General features: G+C 42.5%; 13 protein-coding genes and 1 tRNA gene. 13 read left to right on the top strand and 1 reads right to left on the bottom strand.

What is annotated here, in order from left to right:
- Nucleotides 1-30 precede the first annotated feature (30 nt).
- On the bottom strand, nt 31-1,266 hold the full coding sequence (locus ACP7AE_RS03130) for a beta-ketoacyl-ACP synthase II (RefSeq protein WP_426241284.1): 1,236 nt from the start codon (nt 1,264-1,266) through the stop codon (nt 31-33).
- A gap of 496 nt (nt 1,267-1,762) precedes the next feature.
- Here ACP7AE_RS03130 and ACP7AE_RS03125 point away from each other — a divergent pair, with 496 nt between their 5' ends.
- The 13 genes from ACP7AE_RS03125 (at nt 1,763) to rpoB (ending at nt 17,539) form a co-directional block, all read left to right on the top strand.
- Entirely contained in the window at nt 1,763-2,947 is a 1,185-nt protein-coding gene (locus ACP7AE_RS03125) for an EcsC family protein (RefSeq protein WP_426241283.1), read from the top strand.
- Nucleotides 2,948-3,405: 458 nt separating this feature from the next.
- Nucleotides 3,406-3,780, top strand: a complete 375-nt coding sequence (gene rpsL / locus ACP7AE_RS03120; protein ID WP_011281154.1) for a 30S ribosomal protein S12 — start codon at nt 3,406-3,408, stop codon at nt 3,778-3,780.
- Between the two features lie 206 nt (nt 3,781-3,986).
- The gene (gene rpsG / locus ACP7AE_RS03115) at nt 3,987-4,460 is read left to right on the top strand and encodes a 30S ribosomal protein S7 (protein ID WP_021814163.1); all 474 of its coding nucleotides are present in this window, start codon (nt 3,987-3,989) and stop codon (nt 4,458-4,460) included.
- Nucleotides 4,461-4,805: 345 nt separating this feature from the next.
- Nucleotides 4,806-6,932, top strand: a complete 2,127-nt coding sequence (gene fusA / locus ACP7AE_RS03110; protein ID WP_055125899.1) for an elongation factor G — start codon at nt 4,806-4,808, stop codon at nt 6,930-6,932.
- Nucleotides 6,933-7,156: 224 nt separating this feature from the next.
- Complete coding sequence (tuf, locus tag ACP7AE_RS03105) at nt 7,157-8,347, top strand: elongation factor Tu (protein ID WP_055124836.1); 1,191 nt, start codon at nt 7,157-7,159, stop codon at nt 8,345-8,347.
- 379 nt (nt 8,348-8,726) lie between these two features.
- Nucleotides 8,727-8,802 (top strand) — tRNA-Trp (locus tag ACP7AE_RS03100).
- 51 nt (nt 8,803-8,853) lie between these two features.
- The gene (gene secE / locus ACP7AE_RS03095; RefSeq protein WP_083475710.1) at nt 8,854-9,342 is read left to right on the top strand and encodes a preprotein translocase subunit SecE; all 489 of its coding nucleotides are present in this window, start codon (nt 8,854-8,856) and stop codon (nt 9,340-9,342) included.
- A gap of 57 nt (nt 9,343-9,399) precedes the next feature.
- Nucleotides 9,400-9,930, top strand: coding sequence for a transcription termination/antitermination protein NusG (gene nusG / locus ACP7AE_RS03090; RefSeq protein ID WP_045443893.1), 531 nt, complete (start codon nt 9,400-9,402; stop codon nt 9,928-9,930).
- A gap of 93 nt (nt 9,931-10,023) precedes the next feature.
- Nucleotides 10,024-10,455 (top strand): 50S ribosomal protein L11, encoded by a 432-nt coding sequence (gene rplK / locus ACP7AE_RS03085; RefSeq protein ID WP_010201717.1) that lies wholly within the window; start codon nt 10,024-10,026, stop codon nt 10,453-10,455.
- A complete protein-coding gene (rplA, locus tag ACP7AE_RS03080; RefSeq protein ID WP_045443901.1) occupies nt 10,456-11,157 on the top strand; it encodes a 50S ribosomal protein L1 in 702 nt (233 codons plus the stop codon).
- Nucleotides 11,158-11,603: 446 nt separating this feature from the next.
- Nucleotides 11,604-12,131 (top strand): 50S ribosomal protein L10, encoded by a 528-nt coding sequence (gene rplJ, locus ACP7AE_RS03075; protein ID WP_426241282.1) that lies wholly within the window; start codon nt 11,604-11,606, stop codon nt 12,129-12,131.
- Nucleotides 12,132-12,257: 126 nt separating this feature from the next.
- Nucleotides 12,258-12,629 (top strand): 50S ribosomal protein L7/L12, encoded by a 372-nt coding sequence (gene rplL, locus ACP7AE_RS03070; RefSeq protein ID WP_011514491.1) that lies wholly within the window; start codon nt 12,258-12,260, stop codon nt 12,627-12,629.
- 791 nt (nt 12,630-13,420) lie between these two features.
- Entirely contained in the window at nt 13,421-17,539 is a 4,119-nt protein-coding gene (gene rpoB / locus ACP7AE_RS03065) for a DNA-directed RNA polymerase subunit beta (protein WP_087814768.1), read from the top strand.
- Nucleotides 17,540-17,664: the final 125 nt, after the last annotated feature.

The raw sequence follows: 17,664 nt of genomic DNA, 5'->3' as shown, positions 1-17,664 counted from the left end.
CAGTTTTGAGAGGATGTGCTGCGAGCATAGTTAGGCGTCAAACTTTTTAATGATTAATGTGGCATTAGTACCGCCAAAGCCAAAGCTGTTGCTCATTAGTGTCTCAAGCTTGGCTTCACGCATTTCGGTGACAATATCAAAGCCTTCAGCCGCAGGGTCTAAATTATCAACATTGATACTGGGCGCAATGAAGCCTTCTTGTAGCATCAATAAGCAATAGATTAATTCTTGCGCACCAACGGCACCAAGGCTATGACCTGTCATAGATTTAGTAGAGCTGATCGCAGGTACTTGACTGATATCATCGCCAAATGCTTTAGCAATGGCTTTAAGCTCAGTGATGTCACCAAGTGGCGTACTAGTACCGTGGCTATTGATATAGTCGACAGTTTGCAAACCAGCTTCGGCCAGTGCTTGCTGCATACAGCGCACGGCACCTTCACCACTTGGTGCAACCATTTCAGCACCATCAGAGCTGGCACCATAACCGACGATTTCAGCCAGTATATTGGCACCACGTGCTTGGGCATGCTCTAGACTTTCAACCACGACCATCGCACCACCAGCAGCAATCACAAAGCCATCACGATCTTTATCATAAGCTCTTGAGGCGCGCTGCGGTGTCTCATTATACTGCGTACTGACTGCACCCATGGCATCAAACATACAAGATTGTGTCCAGTGTTCCGCTTCGCTACCACCCGCGAGTATCACATCTGCTTTGCCTAACTGAATAAGTTCAGCCGCATGACCGATGCAATGGGTTGAGGTGGCACAAGCAGAGGTGAGCGAGTATGATACGCCTTGGATTTTTAGACCTGTTGCCAGTGCCGCTGATACTGAGCTGCCCATCGTTTTTGGCACAGCCATCGCGCCGACACCGCGCAGACCTTTGTCCCGCATGGCATCTATGGCATTGACAATATTCTCTGTCGATGCGCCGCCAGAGCTTGCGACCACGCCCACGCGTGGATTATTATTGATGGTTTCAAGCGACAAACCAGACTGCTCAATGGCATTTAAAGCACTGACATAAGCGTATAGACTGGCATCACTAAAAAACCGCTTCAACTTACGATCGATACCACTGGTATCAAGCGTCGACTGGTCGATACTACCGCTAACGTGTGATTTAAACCCATGCTCAGCATAAGCCTCATTAAATGTAAAGCCAGACTGCCCTTGCTTTAGAGCGGTAGTAACCGTGGCTAAATCATGTCCGATACAAGAGACGATCCCTGCTCCAGTGATAACAACGCGGCGCATATTCTATTCCTTATGAGTAACGATTTTTCACAATTATTTTTAATAATCGTTTTTAAGTATGTATTTCTATTATTTAATATTAGGATGTATTGAGCGTTAAAGTCTCATTTTACAATCATTGTGATGATCATAGTAAAACTATACGCTTGGTAACTGATTATCTATAAATAACTGACTACTTATAAATAGAAGTACAAGTGTACTGTGAGTTATGGCACATGATAACGTATCGAGCGTCCAAAATCTTTGTACCAGTGCAAAATAACGACAAAATCGCGCTTGCTATCTAAAGCCATCTAAAAAGACTATTTGATTGAAGACAGCTTATCTGATGGTATCAATCATACATCAAGTGATACTTTTGGATACAAAATTTGTGATTGCGATAACATTGTTCGCACTGACATCGATTCTAGTGATTGACTAGAATGGCACATCTATTATTATAAATCGCTTACAATAAAACAAAATTACTCATCACATTAAGGACATCACGATGGCGAAGCGTAGCACTCTCTCTAAAGGTATCACTACCGTTGGCTCTTTTACTCGCAATAATCTAGAGCGCATGGGCGCTATGATTGATAGTATGAACGCTAAGACGGGAAAACCGCATCAATACAAAGCAGTCAACTTAGGCGATGAAGACTATCAGCAGGACTTGTTCCGTGAGCAAACGTTAAAAGCCACTCAGCAATTGTTAGGGCCACGTTTTGCCACTTATGGTAAATATGCCAAAAAAGTAGTGCCAAACAGTTTTTTTCAGTCGACGGTCGATGGCGCTTTTGCACAAGTGGCAAATCTTGCTTCTAACTGGAGTCAGATTGATTTACCTAATGAGCATCGTTTCGCCAATATCGCAAGCTTAGATGATGAAGAGCGTTATGCATTAGCCACTGATATCGCCAATCAAAATCGTGCATTGGCAACGATAGGGGGCTTAACAGGTTTGGCTGGGCTTCCTGGTCTGCTGGCTGATACGCTTTGGCTTTTATTGGTATCATTACGTACCGTCTATCAGTTGGGTGCTGTCTACAATAAACCACTCACAGGTAAGCAAGGCGTCAAGATGGCTTATGAGCTGCTAGCAAATGCTGATCTGAGCAAGATGCAAGAAAAACAAGCATTGCTAGCAGGTATTGGTATCGGCAAAGGCTTATTGGATAATGCCCAAAGCAGTGGTCTACACAATGAGCTAAAAAACCTAGGTCTAAAGGATAAAAACGTCAACTTTTATGCAGAACAAGTTGACAGCATTGCCAGCCAGGTCGGTATTGACTTGGATAAAATCAATTTAACGTGGATACGCAAATTCTTACCATTTACCGCTGTTATCGTTGGTATGCGCTACAACAGCCAGCTCATTGATGAAGTGATTGGCGTGGCTCAAGCGACTTTTGCCCCAGAAGCCAAACTTGCCAATCGCGCAATCACTGATGATAGCGGTAATGAAGCTAAGGTAAACAAAACAGCTGACAATGACAAGCAGCAAGATGCTGAGAAAGAGTCAAGCAAGGATACCGATAGCAAGAAAGATACTGATGAAGAAAAAAACAACCATCAAGAAACTGATGAAAAGGTCGTAAAAAAAACGCAGAAAGACGACAATGACAAGCAAGGCAGTCAGAACAAATCCTCTGACAGCAAATCAAACAAGACGGCTAACAAGAAAAGCAAATAAGAACGCCTAAATAATCAGACTTACCTGTTTTCTTTCTTCAGCCAGCTTGCATCATAGAAGGATTATGAGCTGGATATCTACTACCAATTTTGGCGATAGTGTCTTCTTTCTCTTGAAAAACAAGATAATATCGCCATTTAGTACTTATAAATTGCTATTTATTTATAGTCAAACACCTTATTTAAATCGTTCGTGACGCTACTTTCGATATACTGTATGACAATCTACTTTTTAGCTGATTTTTAACTAAAAATAGATAAAGTGTTATAGTAGTAGGGTGAATGCATATCTATCAAATGTTGTAAAGTGCAATCACGCATAAGTGGTTGAAATAGCAGCAACAACTCTTTATAATACACTGTCCTAAAAATGGGTGTACCAAAATCTGTCATTAAAGTCAGATGGATGGTGCGTTTCCCCATTTTTTTGTTTTATACCAAACGGGAGAAGGATGCCTCATGGCAACAACTAACCAATTGATTCGTAAAGGTCGCAAAACCATCAAGGAAAAGTCAAAAGTTCCTGCGTTGGAAGCGTGCCCACAACGTCGTGGTGTATGTACTCGCGTATATACTACTACCCCTAAAAAACCTAACTCAGCCATGCGTAAAGTATGTCGTGTACGTTTGACTTCAGGCTATGAAGTATCAAGCTACATCGGCGGCGAAGGTCATAACCTACAAGAGCACAGTGTTGTTCTTATCCGTGGCGGTCGTGTAAAAGATCTACCAGGTGTACGTTATCACACCGTTCGTGGTGCATTAGATTGCGCAGGCGTAAAAGACCGTAAGCAAGGTCGCTCTAAATATGGTGCTAAGAAGCCTAAAGTTTAATAACTAATCGTTATTAGCTAAGCTTTTTTATACCAAACATTAACTGTGCATGGGTCTGGTGTTGACAGTATTATTAAATTAGTAATTCACTGTTAAAACATACCGCCGTGCAGTAAGGCTGACTGACAACTCGATATAACGCCATCCAATATTAATTGGTGCGAGATTGTGAATGTCAGACACTCCTGAAGAAAAGGATTATTATTATGCCAAGACGTCGCGTCGTTGCTACCCGTGAGATCCTACCGGATCCTAAGTTTGGTAGCCAAACTGTTGCAAAATTCATCAACCATGTAATGAGTCATGGTAAAAAATCTACTGCTGAGCGTATCGTTTACGGTGCACTTGAAACAGTAAGCGAAAAACGTAAAATCGAAGATCCAGTATCTTTCTTCGAAGAAGTTTTAGAAAATGTACGCCCAATGGTAGAAGTGAAAGCTCGCCGCGTTGGTGGTGCAACCTACCAAGTACCAATGGAAGTACGCCCCTCCCGTCGTACTGCCTTGGCTATGCGTTGGTTAGCTGAAGCTGCTGCTAAGCGTTCTGAAAAATCAATGGCTTTGCGTTTGGCTGGCGAATTGAATGATGCTGCTGATGGCAAAGGCGCTGCTATGAAAAAGCGTGACGAAGTTCACCGCATGGCAGATGCTAACAAAGCGTTCTCTCATTACCGCTTCTAAGCTACTGTCTATTAGTAGTAGCTTTAGATTAGCTGGCTGAAGTCAGCTAATCTTACATTGTTATTTATTCTATTGATTGCCGCCATCGTTTATCTTGTTGTAAGTAGTTTTTGACTATCAACAGCGAGATGGCGGACATCTATCAAGATGTCTCTCTTAATTAAGCATGCTTGTCACAAGAGAGCATCCCAAATCTGATGCCGCACTATTCTTAGTATTTGCTCTTTTTTTGTCCGTATTAGGCTCAATAATCAGTAAGTAATATGAAGCTGACCGCTTTGTCATAGAGTATGAGGTAGAGACACAATACATTATTATATACACGACTTTTCCTAGGAAAACACTATGGCTCGTAAAACTCCCCTAAAACGCTATCGCAACATTGGTATCTCAGCGCACATCGATGCTGGTAAGACAACCACTACTGAGCGTGTTTTATTTTATACCGGTGTTAGTCACAAACTTGGTGAAGTACATGATGGCGCAGCCACTATGGACTGGATGGAGCAAGAACAAGAGCGCGGTATTACTATTACCTCAGCAGCGACGACTTGTTTTTGGTCAGGTATGGCAAAACAGTTTGACGAACATCGTATCAACATCATTGACACCCCAGGTCACGTTGACTTCACGATCGAAGTTGAACGTTCTATGCGTGTACTTGATGGCGCTTGCATGGTTTACTGTGCAGTAGGCGGCGTTCAGCCACAGTCTGAGACCGTATGGCGTCAGGCTAACAAATATAAGGTTCCACGTCTTGCATTTGTAAACAAAATGGATCGCGTTGGCGCTGATTTCTATCGTGTCATTGAGCAGATCAAAACTCGTCTAGGTGGTAATCCTGTGCCATTGGTTATTCCAATTGGTAAAGAAGATGATTTCGAAGGCGTTATCGATCTAGTTACGATGAAAGCTCTTTATTGGGATGAAGCATCTCAAGGTATGGAGTTTGAAGAGCGCGAAATCCCAGCTGAATTACAAGAAAAAGCAGAAGAGTATCGTGAGATTCTTGTAGAAAATGCGGCTGAAGCAACAGAAGAATTGATGAATGAGTATCTAGAAAATGGCGAGTTGTCTGTGGAGCAGATCAACGTTGCTATTCGTCAATTGACTATTGATAACCAAATCATTCCATTACTTTGTGGTACTGCCTTTAAAAACAAAGGTGTACAAAAGATGTTGGATGCGGTTATTCAGTATCTTCCAGCACCAATGGATGTACCTGCTATTAAAGGTATCCTTGATGACAAAGATGAAACTGAAGGCACTCGTGAAGCGTCAGATGAAGCGCCATTCTCAGCTTTAGCATTTAAAATCATGAATGACAAATTCGTTGGTAACTTAACCTTCGTTCGTGTTTATTCAGGTGTTTTAACGCAAGGTAGCAGCGTTTATAACCCAGTTAAAATGAAGCGTGAGCGCGTTGGTCGTATCGTACAGATGATGGCTAACTCTCAAGAAGAGTTGCAAGAAATCCGTACTGGTGATATCGCTGCATTGGTCGGCATGAAAGATGTAACGACTGGTGACACGCTATGTGATGAGCAAAATGTTATCACGCTTGAGCGCATGGAATTCCCAGATCCAGTTATCAGCCTAGCGGTTGAACCTAAGACCAAAGCTGACCAAGAAAGAATGTCAATCGCTTTAGGTCGTTTGGCGAAAGAAGATCCATCGTTCCGTGTACACACTGACGAAGAATCTGGTCAGACAATCATCAGTGGTATGGGTGAGTTGCATCTAGAGATTCTTGTGGATCGTATGAAGCGTGAGTTTAACGTTGAAGCGAACATCGGTGCGCCGCAGGTTGCTTATCGTGAAACGATCCGTAACACGGTTGAGCAAGAAGGCAAATTCGTACGTCAGACGGGTGGTCGTGGTAAATTCGGTCACGTTTGGTTACGTCTTGAGCCACTTGATCCAGCGGGCGATACTGAATATGAATTCGCTGAAGAAGTTGTTGGTGGTACTGTACCGAAAGAATTCCATGGTGCTGTTGATAAAGGTATCCGAGAACGCATGAAAAATGGCGTACTTGCTGGTTATCCAGTGGTTGGCGTAAAAGCGACCTTGTATGACGGTTCTTACCATGACGTCGACTCGGATGAGCTATCATTTAAGATGGCTGGTTCTATGGCATTCAGAAAAGGCTTCATGGCAGCAGATCCAGCGCTACTTGAGCCAATCATGAAAGTTGAAGTTGAAACGCCTGAAGATTATATGGGCGATATCATGGGCGATCTTAACCGTCGTCGTGGTTTAGTACAGGGCATGGAAGACCTACCTGGCGGTACTAAGCAGATCCGTGCCGAAGTACCATTAGCAGAAATGTTTGGTTATGCCACACAAATGCGCTCAATGTCACAAGGCCGTGCTACTTATTCAATGGAATTCCAAAAGTACGCTGAGATTCCAAAATCAGTTGCTGCTGACATCATCTCTAAATTCAACAATAAAGATGATGACGAGTAAGTAATCGTCTATTAAATATGACAATGTAGCTATTATCTCTATGTTGTCGTAGAAGAATACGCCAATAATTGGTTAAAAGACTTGTTATTGGCGGTGATTTTCTTATAATATCTGCACATTAGTATGTGTACCCTTTTAACAATTATCTTAATGTGGTCAAGATCGTCTTTGTTATCGTATTTATACGAGCTTAGCATTTGACCCCAAAAAAAGAGGAAATACCCATGGCAAAGGCCAAGTTTGAACGCGTAAAGCCACACGTCAACGTCGGTACAATCGGACACGTTGACCACGGTAAAACAACCCTAACAGCTGCCATCGCAACTGTAGCAGCAATCACTTCAGGTGGCGAAGCCAAAGACTACGCGTCTATTGACTCAGCACCAGAAGAAAAAGCACGTGGCATCACCATTAACACCTCACACGTAGAATATGACACTCCAGCACGTCACTACGCTCACGTCGATTGCCCAGGTCACGCCGATTATGTTAAAAACATGATCACTGGTGCTGCTCAGATGGACGGCGCAATCCTAGTCGTATCAGCAACTGACGGCCCAATGCCACAAACCCGTGAGCACATCCTGCTTTCACGTCAGGTTGGCGTACCGTACATCATCGTATTCATGAACAAATGTGATGTTGTTGATGACGAAGAATTGCTAGAACTCGTAGAAATGGAAGTTCGTGAACTTCTTAATGACTACGACTTCCCAGGTGATGATACCCCAATCATCCATGGTTCAGCCACTGAAGCCCTAAAAGGCTCACAAGAAAAATACGGCCAACCAGCGGTTGTAGAACTTCTTAACGTTCTTGACACCTACATCCCAGAGCCAGAGCGTGACGTTGACAAAGCATTCCTAATGCCAATCGAAGACGTATTCTCAATCTCAGGCCGTGGTACTGTAGTAACAGGTCGTGTTGAATCTGGTATCGTACGCGTAGGCGACGAAATCGAAATTGTCGGTATCCGTGACACTCAAAAAACCACCTGTACTGGTGTAGAGATGTTCCGTAAACTGCTTGACGAAGGTCGTGCAGGCGAAAACTGTGGCGTACTACTACGTGGTACTAAGCGTGAAGACGTACAACGTGGCCAAGTACTAGCTAAGCCAGGTTCAATCACGCCTCACACCAAGTTTGACGCTGAAGTTTATGTATTGTCAAAAGAAGAGGGTGGTCGTCATACACCATTCCTAAACGGCTATCGTCCACAGTTCTACTTCCGTACTACTGACGTAACTGGCGCAATCCAATTACAAGACGGAACAGAGATGGTAATGCCTGGTGATAACGTTGAGATGGGCGTAGAGCTTATCCACCCAATCGCTATGGACAAAGGTCTTCGCTTCGCTATTCGTGAAGGCGGCCGTACTGTAGGTGCTGGTGTTGTTGCTAACGTACTAAACTAATCTGTCATTCTCAGTAATGAGATTGTGAGTTAGTCATGAAAAAGCCATCCTTAATCAAGGGTGGCTTTTTTTAGATCAAATGATCAGGAAATATGGTTATTCTTCGATAGTATGAACACACCTTTCGTTGTCTTAGCAACATGATTAGCCAGTTATACCTATAACGTTTATAATTTACTTTCCAATCTATTGTAATTCTAAGCGGAGCTTGCTATATTAACGCTGCTTCTTATTAGCCGCTTATATTTTCACTTTGTTAAAGTAATGATGATTTAGTAGCACATTCAAATAAGAGCAAAACTAGGTAAAAGTAATAATTTTATCGCTAAAGGCTTGCATTTTATATCAAATATTGTATAATGCTGTCCTTTACACCCATAGGCGATTGGCTCAATTGGTAGAGCATCGGTCTCCAAAACCGAGGGTTGTAGGTTCGAGTCCTACATCGCCTGCCATCTTCTTATCACATCTTTGTTATACCTCACCATCTCCGAAGCGAGTTCTTTATGAGCAATGATCAAGATAACCTCGAGACTAAGTTATCTGATGCCAAGGCGGGTGCTGGTGGAATGCTGTCTAAAGGTAAGCACATCTCAGCGGGCAATCAAACAACTGCTGTTGAAGTGGCTAAAACAGGTTCAATAAAAGATGTGGTACTGTGGCTACTTGCCGCAGCAGTATTAATCGGGGCGACGTTAGTTAATCAGTATTTACCTGGCTATTGGCAACCTGCCAATGATGTCTGGGTACGTATTGGTATTATCGTTGCCCTTATTGTATTTGCCTTAGTATGCTTGGCATTAACGCATCAAGGCCGCGCTTTTAAAATATTATTGAAAGACGCTGCTGTTGAATTGCGCCGAGTGACATGGCCAGGTAAAGATGAAACGTTTCAATATACCTGGCAGGTCATTGTCATGATTGCCATTGTTGGTTTTCTGGTTTGGTTATTAGATAACTTTTTCAATTGGTTCGTTGGCATCTTTATTGGTTAGTCGCACGTATTAGTGAGTCTTACCCCAAAATTTACTTATAATGATCAGGAGCGTGATATGCGTTGGTATATTGTCCAAGCGTTTTCAGGATATGAAAAGCAAGTACAGCGTTCATTAACTGATCGTATTAATCGTAGTGACTTTGCTGAATCATTCGGTGACGTATTGGTTCCTACTGAAGAAGTCGTCGAAATGAAAGACGGCAAAAAGCGTAAGAGTGAGCGTAAGTTCTTTCCAGGTTATGTATTGATCCAGATGGAAATGAACGACAATACTTGGCATATCGTTAAAGAGTGCCCACGTATTATGGGTTTCATCGGTGGTACACCTGAAACACCAGCTCCAATTACGCAAGTAGAAGCAGATCGTATTTTAAACCGTTTGAATCAGACTGAAACCGACCCACGTCCTAAGACTCTATTTGAGCCGGGCGAAGAGCTGTTGGTTATCGATGGTCCATTTACTGACTTTAAAGGGTTGGTAGAAAAAGTGGATTACGAGAAGTCTAAACTACATTTAACGGTAAACGTATTTAATCGACCGACTCAGGTCGAGCTTGAATTTAGTAAAGTTGAAAAGCTAGACTAAATCAGCAAAAAAGTTCATCAACCGGGGAGCTGTTAATCAATCACGTATATATACAATATTGATTTGGCGCTATTACCCATTTAGGAGAGAATCATGGCTAAGAAGATTGATGGTTACATCAAACTACAAGTCCCTGCAGGCAAAGCAAATCCTTCACCACCGATTGGTCCAGCATTGGGTCAAAAAGGCGTGAACATCATGGCGTTCTGTAAAGAATTTAACGCTGCGACCTCAAACCAAGAGCCGGGTCTACCGATTCCTACTGAGATCACTGTATATAGCGATAAGTCTTTTACTTTCATCATGAAGTCACCACCAGCTGCATACTTACTACGTAAGGCTGCTGGTATCGCTAAAGGTTCTGGTACACCAAATACCGCTAAAGTCGGTAAAGTTGACCGCGCACAACTAGAAGACATCGTTAAGACCAAAGATGCAGATTTAACTGCTGCTGATCTTGATGCTGCTGTTCGTACCATCGCTGGTACTGCACGTTCAATGGGTATTACCGTGGAGGGTGTGTAAATGAGCAAGCTAACCAAACGTCAAAAAGAAATTCAAAGCCGTATCGTACATGAAAAGCAGTATACAGTTGAAGAAGCGGTTCAAATCCTAAACGATTTACCACCTCTTAAATTCAAAGAGTCAATTGATATTGCGATTAACTTGGGTGTTGACCCACGTAAATCTGATCAAGTGGTTCGTGGCGCTACCAACCTACCTGCTGGTACTGGTAAAACCAAACGCGTTGCTGTATTTGCTCAAGGTGCTGCTGCTGAAGCCGCCAAAGAAGCTGGTGCAGATATCGTTGGTTTTGAAGACCTAGCAGAATCAATCAAAGCTGGTAACATGGACTTTGATATCGTTATTGCTGCTCCTGATGCAATGCGTGTTGTTGGTCAACTAGGTACTATCTTAGGTCCACGTGGTCTAATGCCTAACCCTAAAGTCGGTACGGTTACGCCTAACGTTGCTGAAGCGGTTACTAACGCTAAAGCCGGTCAAGCACAGTATCGTGTAGACAAAGCAGGTATCATCCACACGACTATCGGTCAAGTTGGTTTTACTGCTGAGCAAGTAATCCAGAATGCTGAAGCACTGATTGCAGATTTAAGACGTGCTAAGCCTGCTACTTCTAAAGGTACTTTCATTAAGAAAATTACCTTGTCTAGCACGATGGGTCCTGGTCTAAGTATTGATCCAGTTCCATATCGCACAGCAAAATAATTAGATATGTGCCTTTATTTGACGATTTTAAATAAAGGCTGCAAAAATATTTTACAGAATTAGGTCAGCGTAGCAAACGCTATGCTGTCTAAGACCGTAGGTAGAAAGCGGTTTTACGTTTTTATTAATTGTTTTCGGATCATTAGTAATAACAACGAGCTGCTTTTGTTAATCGACGAAAGATGAAAATCTTAGTTGTCCTACGCAGACGGTGACCCACCCAGTTGTTGATAAGAGCCGATAGTTCAATCTATCACTTGATGTCATTCTGATAACGGTGCCGTAATCAGTCGTTATGAGTAAATTTATTTTTAATAAATATGCTGATAACGTGTCGTATCAAGTCAGTCTAAGCGATTCGTTTAATTATTGAATGCCAATGCTTAAAAGCTTAGGTTTAAATGATTAAATATTCAGCTGATTGATAAGATTAAAGGAGTCAACTTATGGCATTAACGCTAGAGCAAAAACAACAAGTTGTGGCTGAAGTGTCTGAAGTTGCTGCTAATGCTTACTCAGCAGTAGCTGCCGAATATCATGGTATTGGTGTTGCAAAGCTTACTAAGCTGCGCGAACAAGCCCGTGAAAAAGGCGTCGTTTTGAAAGTGGTAAAAAATACCCTAGCAAAACGTGCGTTTGAAGGCACTAAGTTTGAGAGCATGTCAGACCGTATGACTGGTCCATTACTTTTGGCTTTCTCTATGGAAGATTTGGGATCTGCTGCTCGAGTTGTTTTCGAGTTCAGTAAAGATCACAAAGCTTTAGAGACCAAATTGGTATCAGTTGGTGGTGTTGTTTATGGTCCAGAAGAGCTAGAGCGCGTATCGAAGCTACCAACTCGCGACGAAGCAATCTCTATCTTGATGGCTACTATGAATGCACCAGTTACCAAGCTTGTTCAAACTATGAACGCTATTCCTAGTAAGCTTGTTCGCACGGTAGCAGCAATCAAAGACGCAAAAGAAGCTGCTTAATTGCTTGTTTTAACGTAACTTTGACATCGCCGATTGCACTTTATTGCCAACACTATTTGAAAATTTGGCAAGCAATCCAAGCGATTTTAAAATCAATTAATTTTTATCAGATAACGGAGAGTTCTCATGGCACTATCTAAAGATGACGTGTTAAACGCAATCGCTGAAATGTCAGTAATGGATATCGTTGAATTAATCAGCGCTATGGAAGAAAAATTTGGCGTAACAGCTGCTGTTGCTGCTGCACCTGCTGCTGCTGGCCCTGCTGCTGCTGCTGCTGAAGAAAAAGACGAGTTTGACGTAGTTCTTGCCAGCTTTGGCGAGAAGAAAGTTGGCGTAATTAAAGCCGTACGTGAAGCTACTGGTCTTGGCTTGAAAGAAGCGAAAGATTTGGTTGAAAGCGCTCCAGCTCCAATCAAAGAAGGCGTTAACAAAGCTGAAGCTGAAGAGTTGAAAAAGAAACTTGAAGAAGCTGGTGCAACTGTTGAACTAAAATAAGCTTCGCTTATCTTAGTGTTGTACAAAAAAAGCTGGTAATGCCTTGCATTGCCAGCTTTTTTTTACTATAATTCGTAGCTTGACCTTTTGTGTCTGCCAACAGTCGTATGCAACATCACGGTGGATACCCATCAAAAGGACAGACGATATACATGCAAGCACACATGCCAGTTTTTGAAATCAGTTAATTTAAGCTAAACGTCCAGTGATGTTTGGCATTTTTTTGTGTCTGCATGCTTTCCCATTAACACTATAGTTTATACTGATTCTAAAAGTTATAGTTACCCCGATTATTATTAATTCTGAAAAGCTATTAAGTTTAGGTTGTCCGTTTCGCAGGGTATTACTGTCAGTAGTTAGGCTTATAGACGGTACATATCAGCGACGATATTAGTTTTGATAGAATTGTTGGTTTTGAAAGAGCCGGTTTTTTGAAAGAAAAATGACTAAGTACAATCAGTTTTGATAGCAGATAACTTGGAAATACCCTTGAACGAGTCATTTTTTCTTACCTCTATGAGTAAGTTTTGCTTAAAAAGCAATATGTTTTAGATGATGTGATATTGAATTTGGTTGTCTGAGTGGTCATATAGACTGACTTAGATACCGATCATAAAATGAAAGTAAGGGTGCTAAGTAAGCACTGATAGCAGAAGTAGTAATTGACAAAAGATATCAACTGAACACGATTACCTGTTTTATATTATCGTTTACGTCGCCAAGTTTGCATCGTATTTATGCACGCTGGCCACGCTTTTAATTTGTTTCCACGTTTACTGTAAGGACTCTCGATGGCATATTCTTATACTGAAAAAAAGCGTATTCGCAAAAGTTTTGCTGAATTGCCCACTGTAATGGACATTCCCTATTTACTGTCTATTCAAGTAGATTCTTACGAGCAATTTTTGCAAGAGCACAAAAAGCCAAAAGCTCGTGAGAATACTGGTTTGCAAGCTGCGTATTCCTCTATTTTCCCAATTGAGAGTCACTCTGGTAACGCAGAGCTACAATTCGTTGAATATTATTTAGGCACGCCTGAATTTGACGAGCGTGAGTGTATCTTGCGTGGCTCAACATTTGCTGCGCCTATGCGTGTCAAAATCCGTTTGATCATCAAAGACAAAGACAGCAAAGATAAAGACAGCAAAGCGGCTATTAAAGATATCCGTGAGCAAAGCGTCTATATGGGCGAGATGCCGTTGATGACAGCTAACGGTACTTTTATTATCAATGGTACTGAGCGTGTTATCGTATCTCAGCTACATCGTTCACCTGGTGTGTTCTTTGATCATGATAAAGGTAAGTCGCATTCAAGTGGTAAAGTGCTTTATAACGCGCGTATCATTCCTTACCGTGGTTCATGGTTAGATTTTGAATTTGATGCTAAAGACTTAGTTTTTGCTCGTATTGACCGTCGTCGTAAGCTATTGGCTTCAATTATTCTACGTGCGCTTGGTCTAACAACGTCTGAAATCTTAGATTTGTTCTTTGATAAAGTAGCCGTATATAAAGGTGAAGAGCAGTTCGAGATTGATCTGGTTGCTGATCGCTTGCGCGGTGAGATGGCTCAGTTCGACATCGTATCACCAGAAGGTGATGTCATCGTAGAGCAGGGCAAGCGTATTAATGCACGCCGTATTCGTCAGCTTGAAGAAGCAGGTATGACGAAGATTGCGATACCTGATGAATATCTTTATGAGCGTATTTTAGCTGAAGATATCGTGGTGAATGACGAAGTTATCGCTAAAGCGAATACTCTAATTGACCATGAATTATTGGTTAAATTAAGTGCATTTGAAGCCAGCGAGTCTATCAAAGAATTCAGCATTCTATTCACCAATGATATCGATCAAGGCAGTTATATTGCGGACACTTTGCGTGCTGATAGTACGTCAAGCCGTGAAGAAGCATTGATTGAAATCTATAAAGTCATGCGTCCAGGTGAGCCACCAACGGTTGAGACCGCTGAAAAACTATTTGACAGTATGTTCTTCAACGCTGATCGTTATGACTTATCGAACGTCGGTCGTATGAAGTTTAACCGTCGTTTAGGGTTAGAGTTTGATAATACTGATGATCCAGACATTCAACGCGCTCGTAGCGTATTGACCAACGCCGATATCGTTAATGTCCTAAAAGAATTGATTGAGATTCGTAACGGTCGCGGTGAAGTCGATGATATCGATCACTTGGGTAACCGCCGTATTCGTTCGGTCGGCGAGATGGCAGAAAACCAATTCCGTGTTGGTCTAGTACGTGTTGAGCGTGCAGTCAAAGAGCGTTTAAGCTCAGCGGAATCTGATAACTTGTCACCACAAGATTTGATTAACTCAAAGCCAGTAGCGGCTGCGGTTAAAGAATTCTTTGGTTCAAGCCAGTTGTCACAGTTTATGGATCAGAACAATCCATTGTCAGAAGTGACGCATAAACGCCGTGTATCAGCTTTAGGACCCGGTGGTCTGACCCGTGAACGTGCAGGCTTTGAAGTACGTGACGTACATGATACCCATTATGGCCGTGTATGTCCGATTGAAACTCCTGAAGGTCCAAACATTGGTTTGATTAACTCACTAGCAACCTTTGCTAAAACCAACAGCTTTGGCTTCTTAGAAACGCCATATCGCCGTGTGGTTGATGGTAAAGTAACGGATGTCATTGAGTATCTATCAGCGATTGAAGAAGTAGGTACGGTCATTGCACAGGCTGATTCACCAGTAACCGCAGAAGGCGCGTTATCTGATGAAATGGTCAGTGTCCGTAGCTATGGTGAATTCGTGCGTATGCCGCCAGAAAAAGTGACGCATATGGATGTGTCGCCAAGTCAGGTTGTATCGGTAGCTGCTGGTCTAATTCCATTCCTAGAGCATGATGATGCTAACCGAGCGCTTATGGGCTCGAACATGCAGCGTCAGGCAGTTCCTACGCTACGTGCTGATAAGCCGTTAGTAGGTACGGGTATGGAGCGTCACGTTGCGCGTGACTCAGGTGTTTGTGTGATCGCTAAGCGTGGTGGTGTGATCGAAGACGTTGACGCCTCACGTGTTGTGGTTCGTGTCAATGAAGATGAGATGATTGCTGGTGAAGCTGGTATTGATATCTATAACCTCGTTAAATACACGCGTTCTAACCAAAATACTTGTATCAACCAACGTATTATCGTCAACCAAGGTGATGCTATTGCTGTAGGTGATATCTTAGCTGATGGTCCATCAACGGATCTTGGCGAGTTGGCATTGGGTCAGAATATCCGCATCGCATTTATGCCGTGGAATGGTTACAACTTCGAAGATTCAATCTTGTTATCTGAAAAAGTGGTGAAAGAAGATCGTTTTACCACCATTCATATTCAAGAATTGACCTGTGTGGCACGTGATACCAAGCTTGGAACAGAAGAAATTACTGCTGATATTCCAAACGTTGGTGAAGCGGCGCTATCAAGTCTTGATGAAGCAGGTATCGTTTATATCGGTGCTGAAGTTGATGCGGGTGATATCTTAGTTGGTAAAGTGACGCCAAAAGGTGAAACACAACTGACGCCAGAAGAGAAATTGCTCCGGGCTATCTTTGGTGAAAAAGCGGCTGATGTTAAAGACACGTCACTACGTGTACCAACATCAAGCAAAGGTACGGTTATTGACGTACAAGTCTTTACCCGTGATGGTGTGGAAAAAGATGCGCGTGCAAGAGCGATTGAAAAGTCTCAGCTTGATAGCTATCGTAAAGATTTAAAAGAAGAGCTACGTATCTTTGAAGAAGCGGCTCGTGGTCGTATTGGTAATCTGCTAGATGGTCAAAAAGTCAGCGGTGGTTCTGGTCTAAAAGCCGGTACAGTGATGGCATTGGCTGATATGAAAGATATGAGCCTTGAGACTTTGCTTGATATTCAGCCTGTTGAAGAAGAAATCTCTGAGCGTCTAACGCAAATCGCTGAGTATTTGGTTGATAAGCAAAAAGATATCGATGTGAAGTTTGCTGAGAAAAAACGCAAATTAACCGCTGGTGATGACCTACAACATGGCGTACAAAAAATCGTTAAAGTATATCTAGCGGTTAAGCGTCGTATTCAGCCTGGTGATAAAATGGCGGGTCGTCATGGTAACAAAGGTGTGGTATCGCGCATTATGCCAGTTGAAGATATGCCTTATGATGAAAATGGTAATACCGTTGACATCGTCTTGAACCCACTTGGTGTACCATCTCGTATGAACATCGGTCAGGTTCTAGAAACGCATTTGGGTATGGCAGCGAAAGGCTTGGGTGAGAAGATCGATGGTATGCTCAAATCGCAAGCAGCGATCAAAGATTTACGTGACTTCTTAGACAAAATCTATAACCAAGTCGGCGGTGAGCAAGTTGATCTTGATAGCTTGAGTGATGATGACATCATGGCGCTAGCAGATAACTTGCGCGCTGGTGTACCAATGGGCACAGCAGTATTTGACGGCGCAAGAGAAAGCCAAGTTAAAGACCTGCTAGAGCTTGCTGGTATGGATCGCGATGGTCAACAGACGTTGTATGATGGTCGTACTGGTCAGAAGTTTGACCGTAAAGTAACCGTTGGCTACATGTACATGCTGAAACTTAACCATTTGGTTGATGACAAAATGCATGCACGTTCAACTGGTTCTTATTCACTTGTGACACAGCAGCCACTCGGCGGTAAAGCTCAGTTTGGTGGTCAGCGCTTCGGTGAGATGGAAGTCTGGGCACTAGAAGCTTACGGCGCGACTTATACGCTACAAGAGATGCTGACTGTGAAGTCGGATGACGTTGAAGGCCGTACGCGTATGTACAAAAACATCGTTGATGGTGAGCAGTATATGGATCCAGGTATGCCTGAATCGTTTAACGTACTGACCAAAGAAATCAAATCATTGGGTATTAATATTGAGTTAAAACAAACCCATTAAGCACGGCTGATTGAGACTATCGTTAATATGGTCTCAGTTGATTATTATCCTTAGTGGTCAACCTAAAAGCAGTATGCGCATCGCTGCTGCTTTTAGTGATTTGTCTCAACCCTATTCATTGCCTT

The organism is Psychrobacter sp. TWP2-1-2, assembly GCF_049896785.1.
In the GTDB taxonomy this organism is placed as follows: Bacteria; Pseudomonadota; Gammaproteobacteria; order Pseudomonadales; family Moraxellaceae; genus Psychrobacter.
Note: the sequence above shows the minus strand (reverse complement) of the source record. Positions and strands in the feature narration are given on the sequence as shown.

Coding starts and splice junctions, on each gene's coding strand:
- fusA (WP_055125899.1), top strand. CDS start 4,806: ATGGCTCGTAAAACTCCCCTAAAACGCTATCGCAACATTGGTATCTCA.
- ACP7AE_RS03125 (WP_426241283.1), top strand. CDS start 1,763: ATGGCGAAGCGTAGCACTCTCTCTAAAGGTATCACTACCGTTGGCTCT.
- rplK (WP_010201717.1), top strand. CDS start 10,024: ATGGCTAAGAAGATTGATGGTTACATCAAACTACAAGTCCCTGCAGGC.
- ACP7AE_RS03130 (WP_426241284.1), bottom strand. CDS start 1,266: ATGCGCCGCGTTGTTATCACTGGAGCAGGGATCGTCTCTTGTATCGGA.
- tuf (WP_055124836.1), top strand. CDS start 7,157: ATGGCAAAGGCCAAGTTTGAACGCGTAAAGCCACACGTCAACGTCGGT.
- nusG (WP_045443893.1), top strand. CDS start 9,400: ATGCGTTGGTATATTGTCCAAGCGTTTTCAGGATATGAAAAGCAAGTA.
- rpoB (WP_087814768.1), top strand. CDS start 13,421: ATGGCATATTCTTATACTGAAAAAAAGCGTATTCGCAAAAGTTTTGCT.
- rpsG (WP_021814163.1), top strand. CDS start 3,987: ATGCCAAGACGTCGCGTCGTTGCTACCCGTGAGATCCTACCGGATCCT.
- rplJ (WP_426241282.1), top strand. CDS start 11,604: ATGGCATTAACGCTAGAGCAAAAACAACAAGTTGTGGCTGAAGTGTCT.
- secE (WP_083475710.1), top strand. CDS start 8,854: ATGAGCAATGATCAAGATAACCTCGAGACTAAGTTATCTGATGCCAAG.
- rpsL (WP_011281154.1), top strand. CDS start 3,406: ATGGCAACAACTAACCAATTGATTCGTAAAGGTCGCAAAACCATCAAG.
- rplL (WP_011514491.1), top strand. CDS start 12,258: ATGGCACTATCTAAAGATGACGTGTTAAACGCAATCGCTGAAATGTCA.
- rplA (WP_045443901.1), top strand. CDS start 10,456: ATGAGCAAGCTAACCAAACGTCAAAAAGAAATTCAAAGCCGTATCGTA.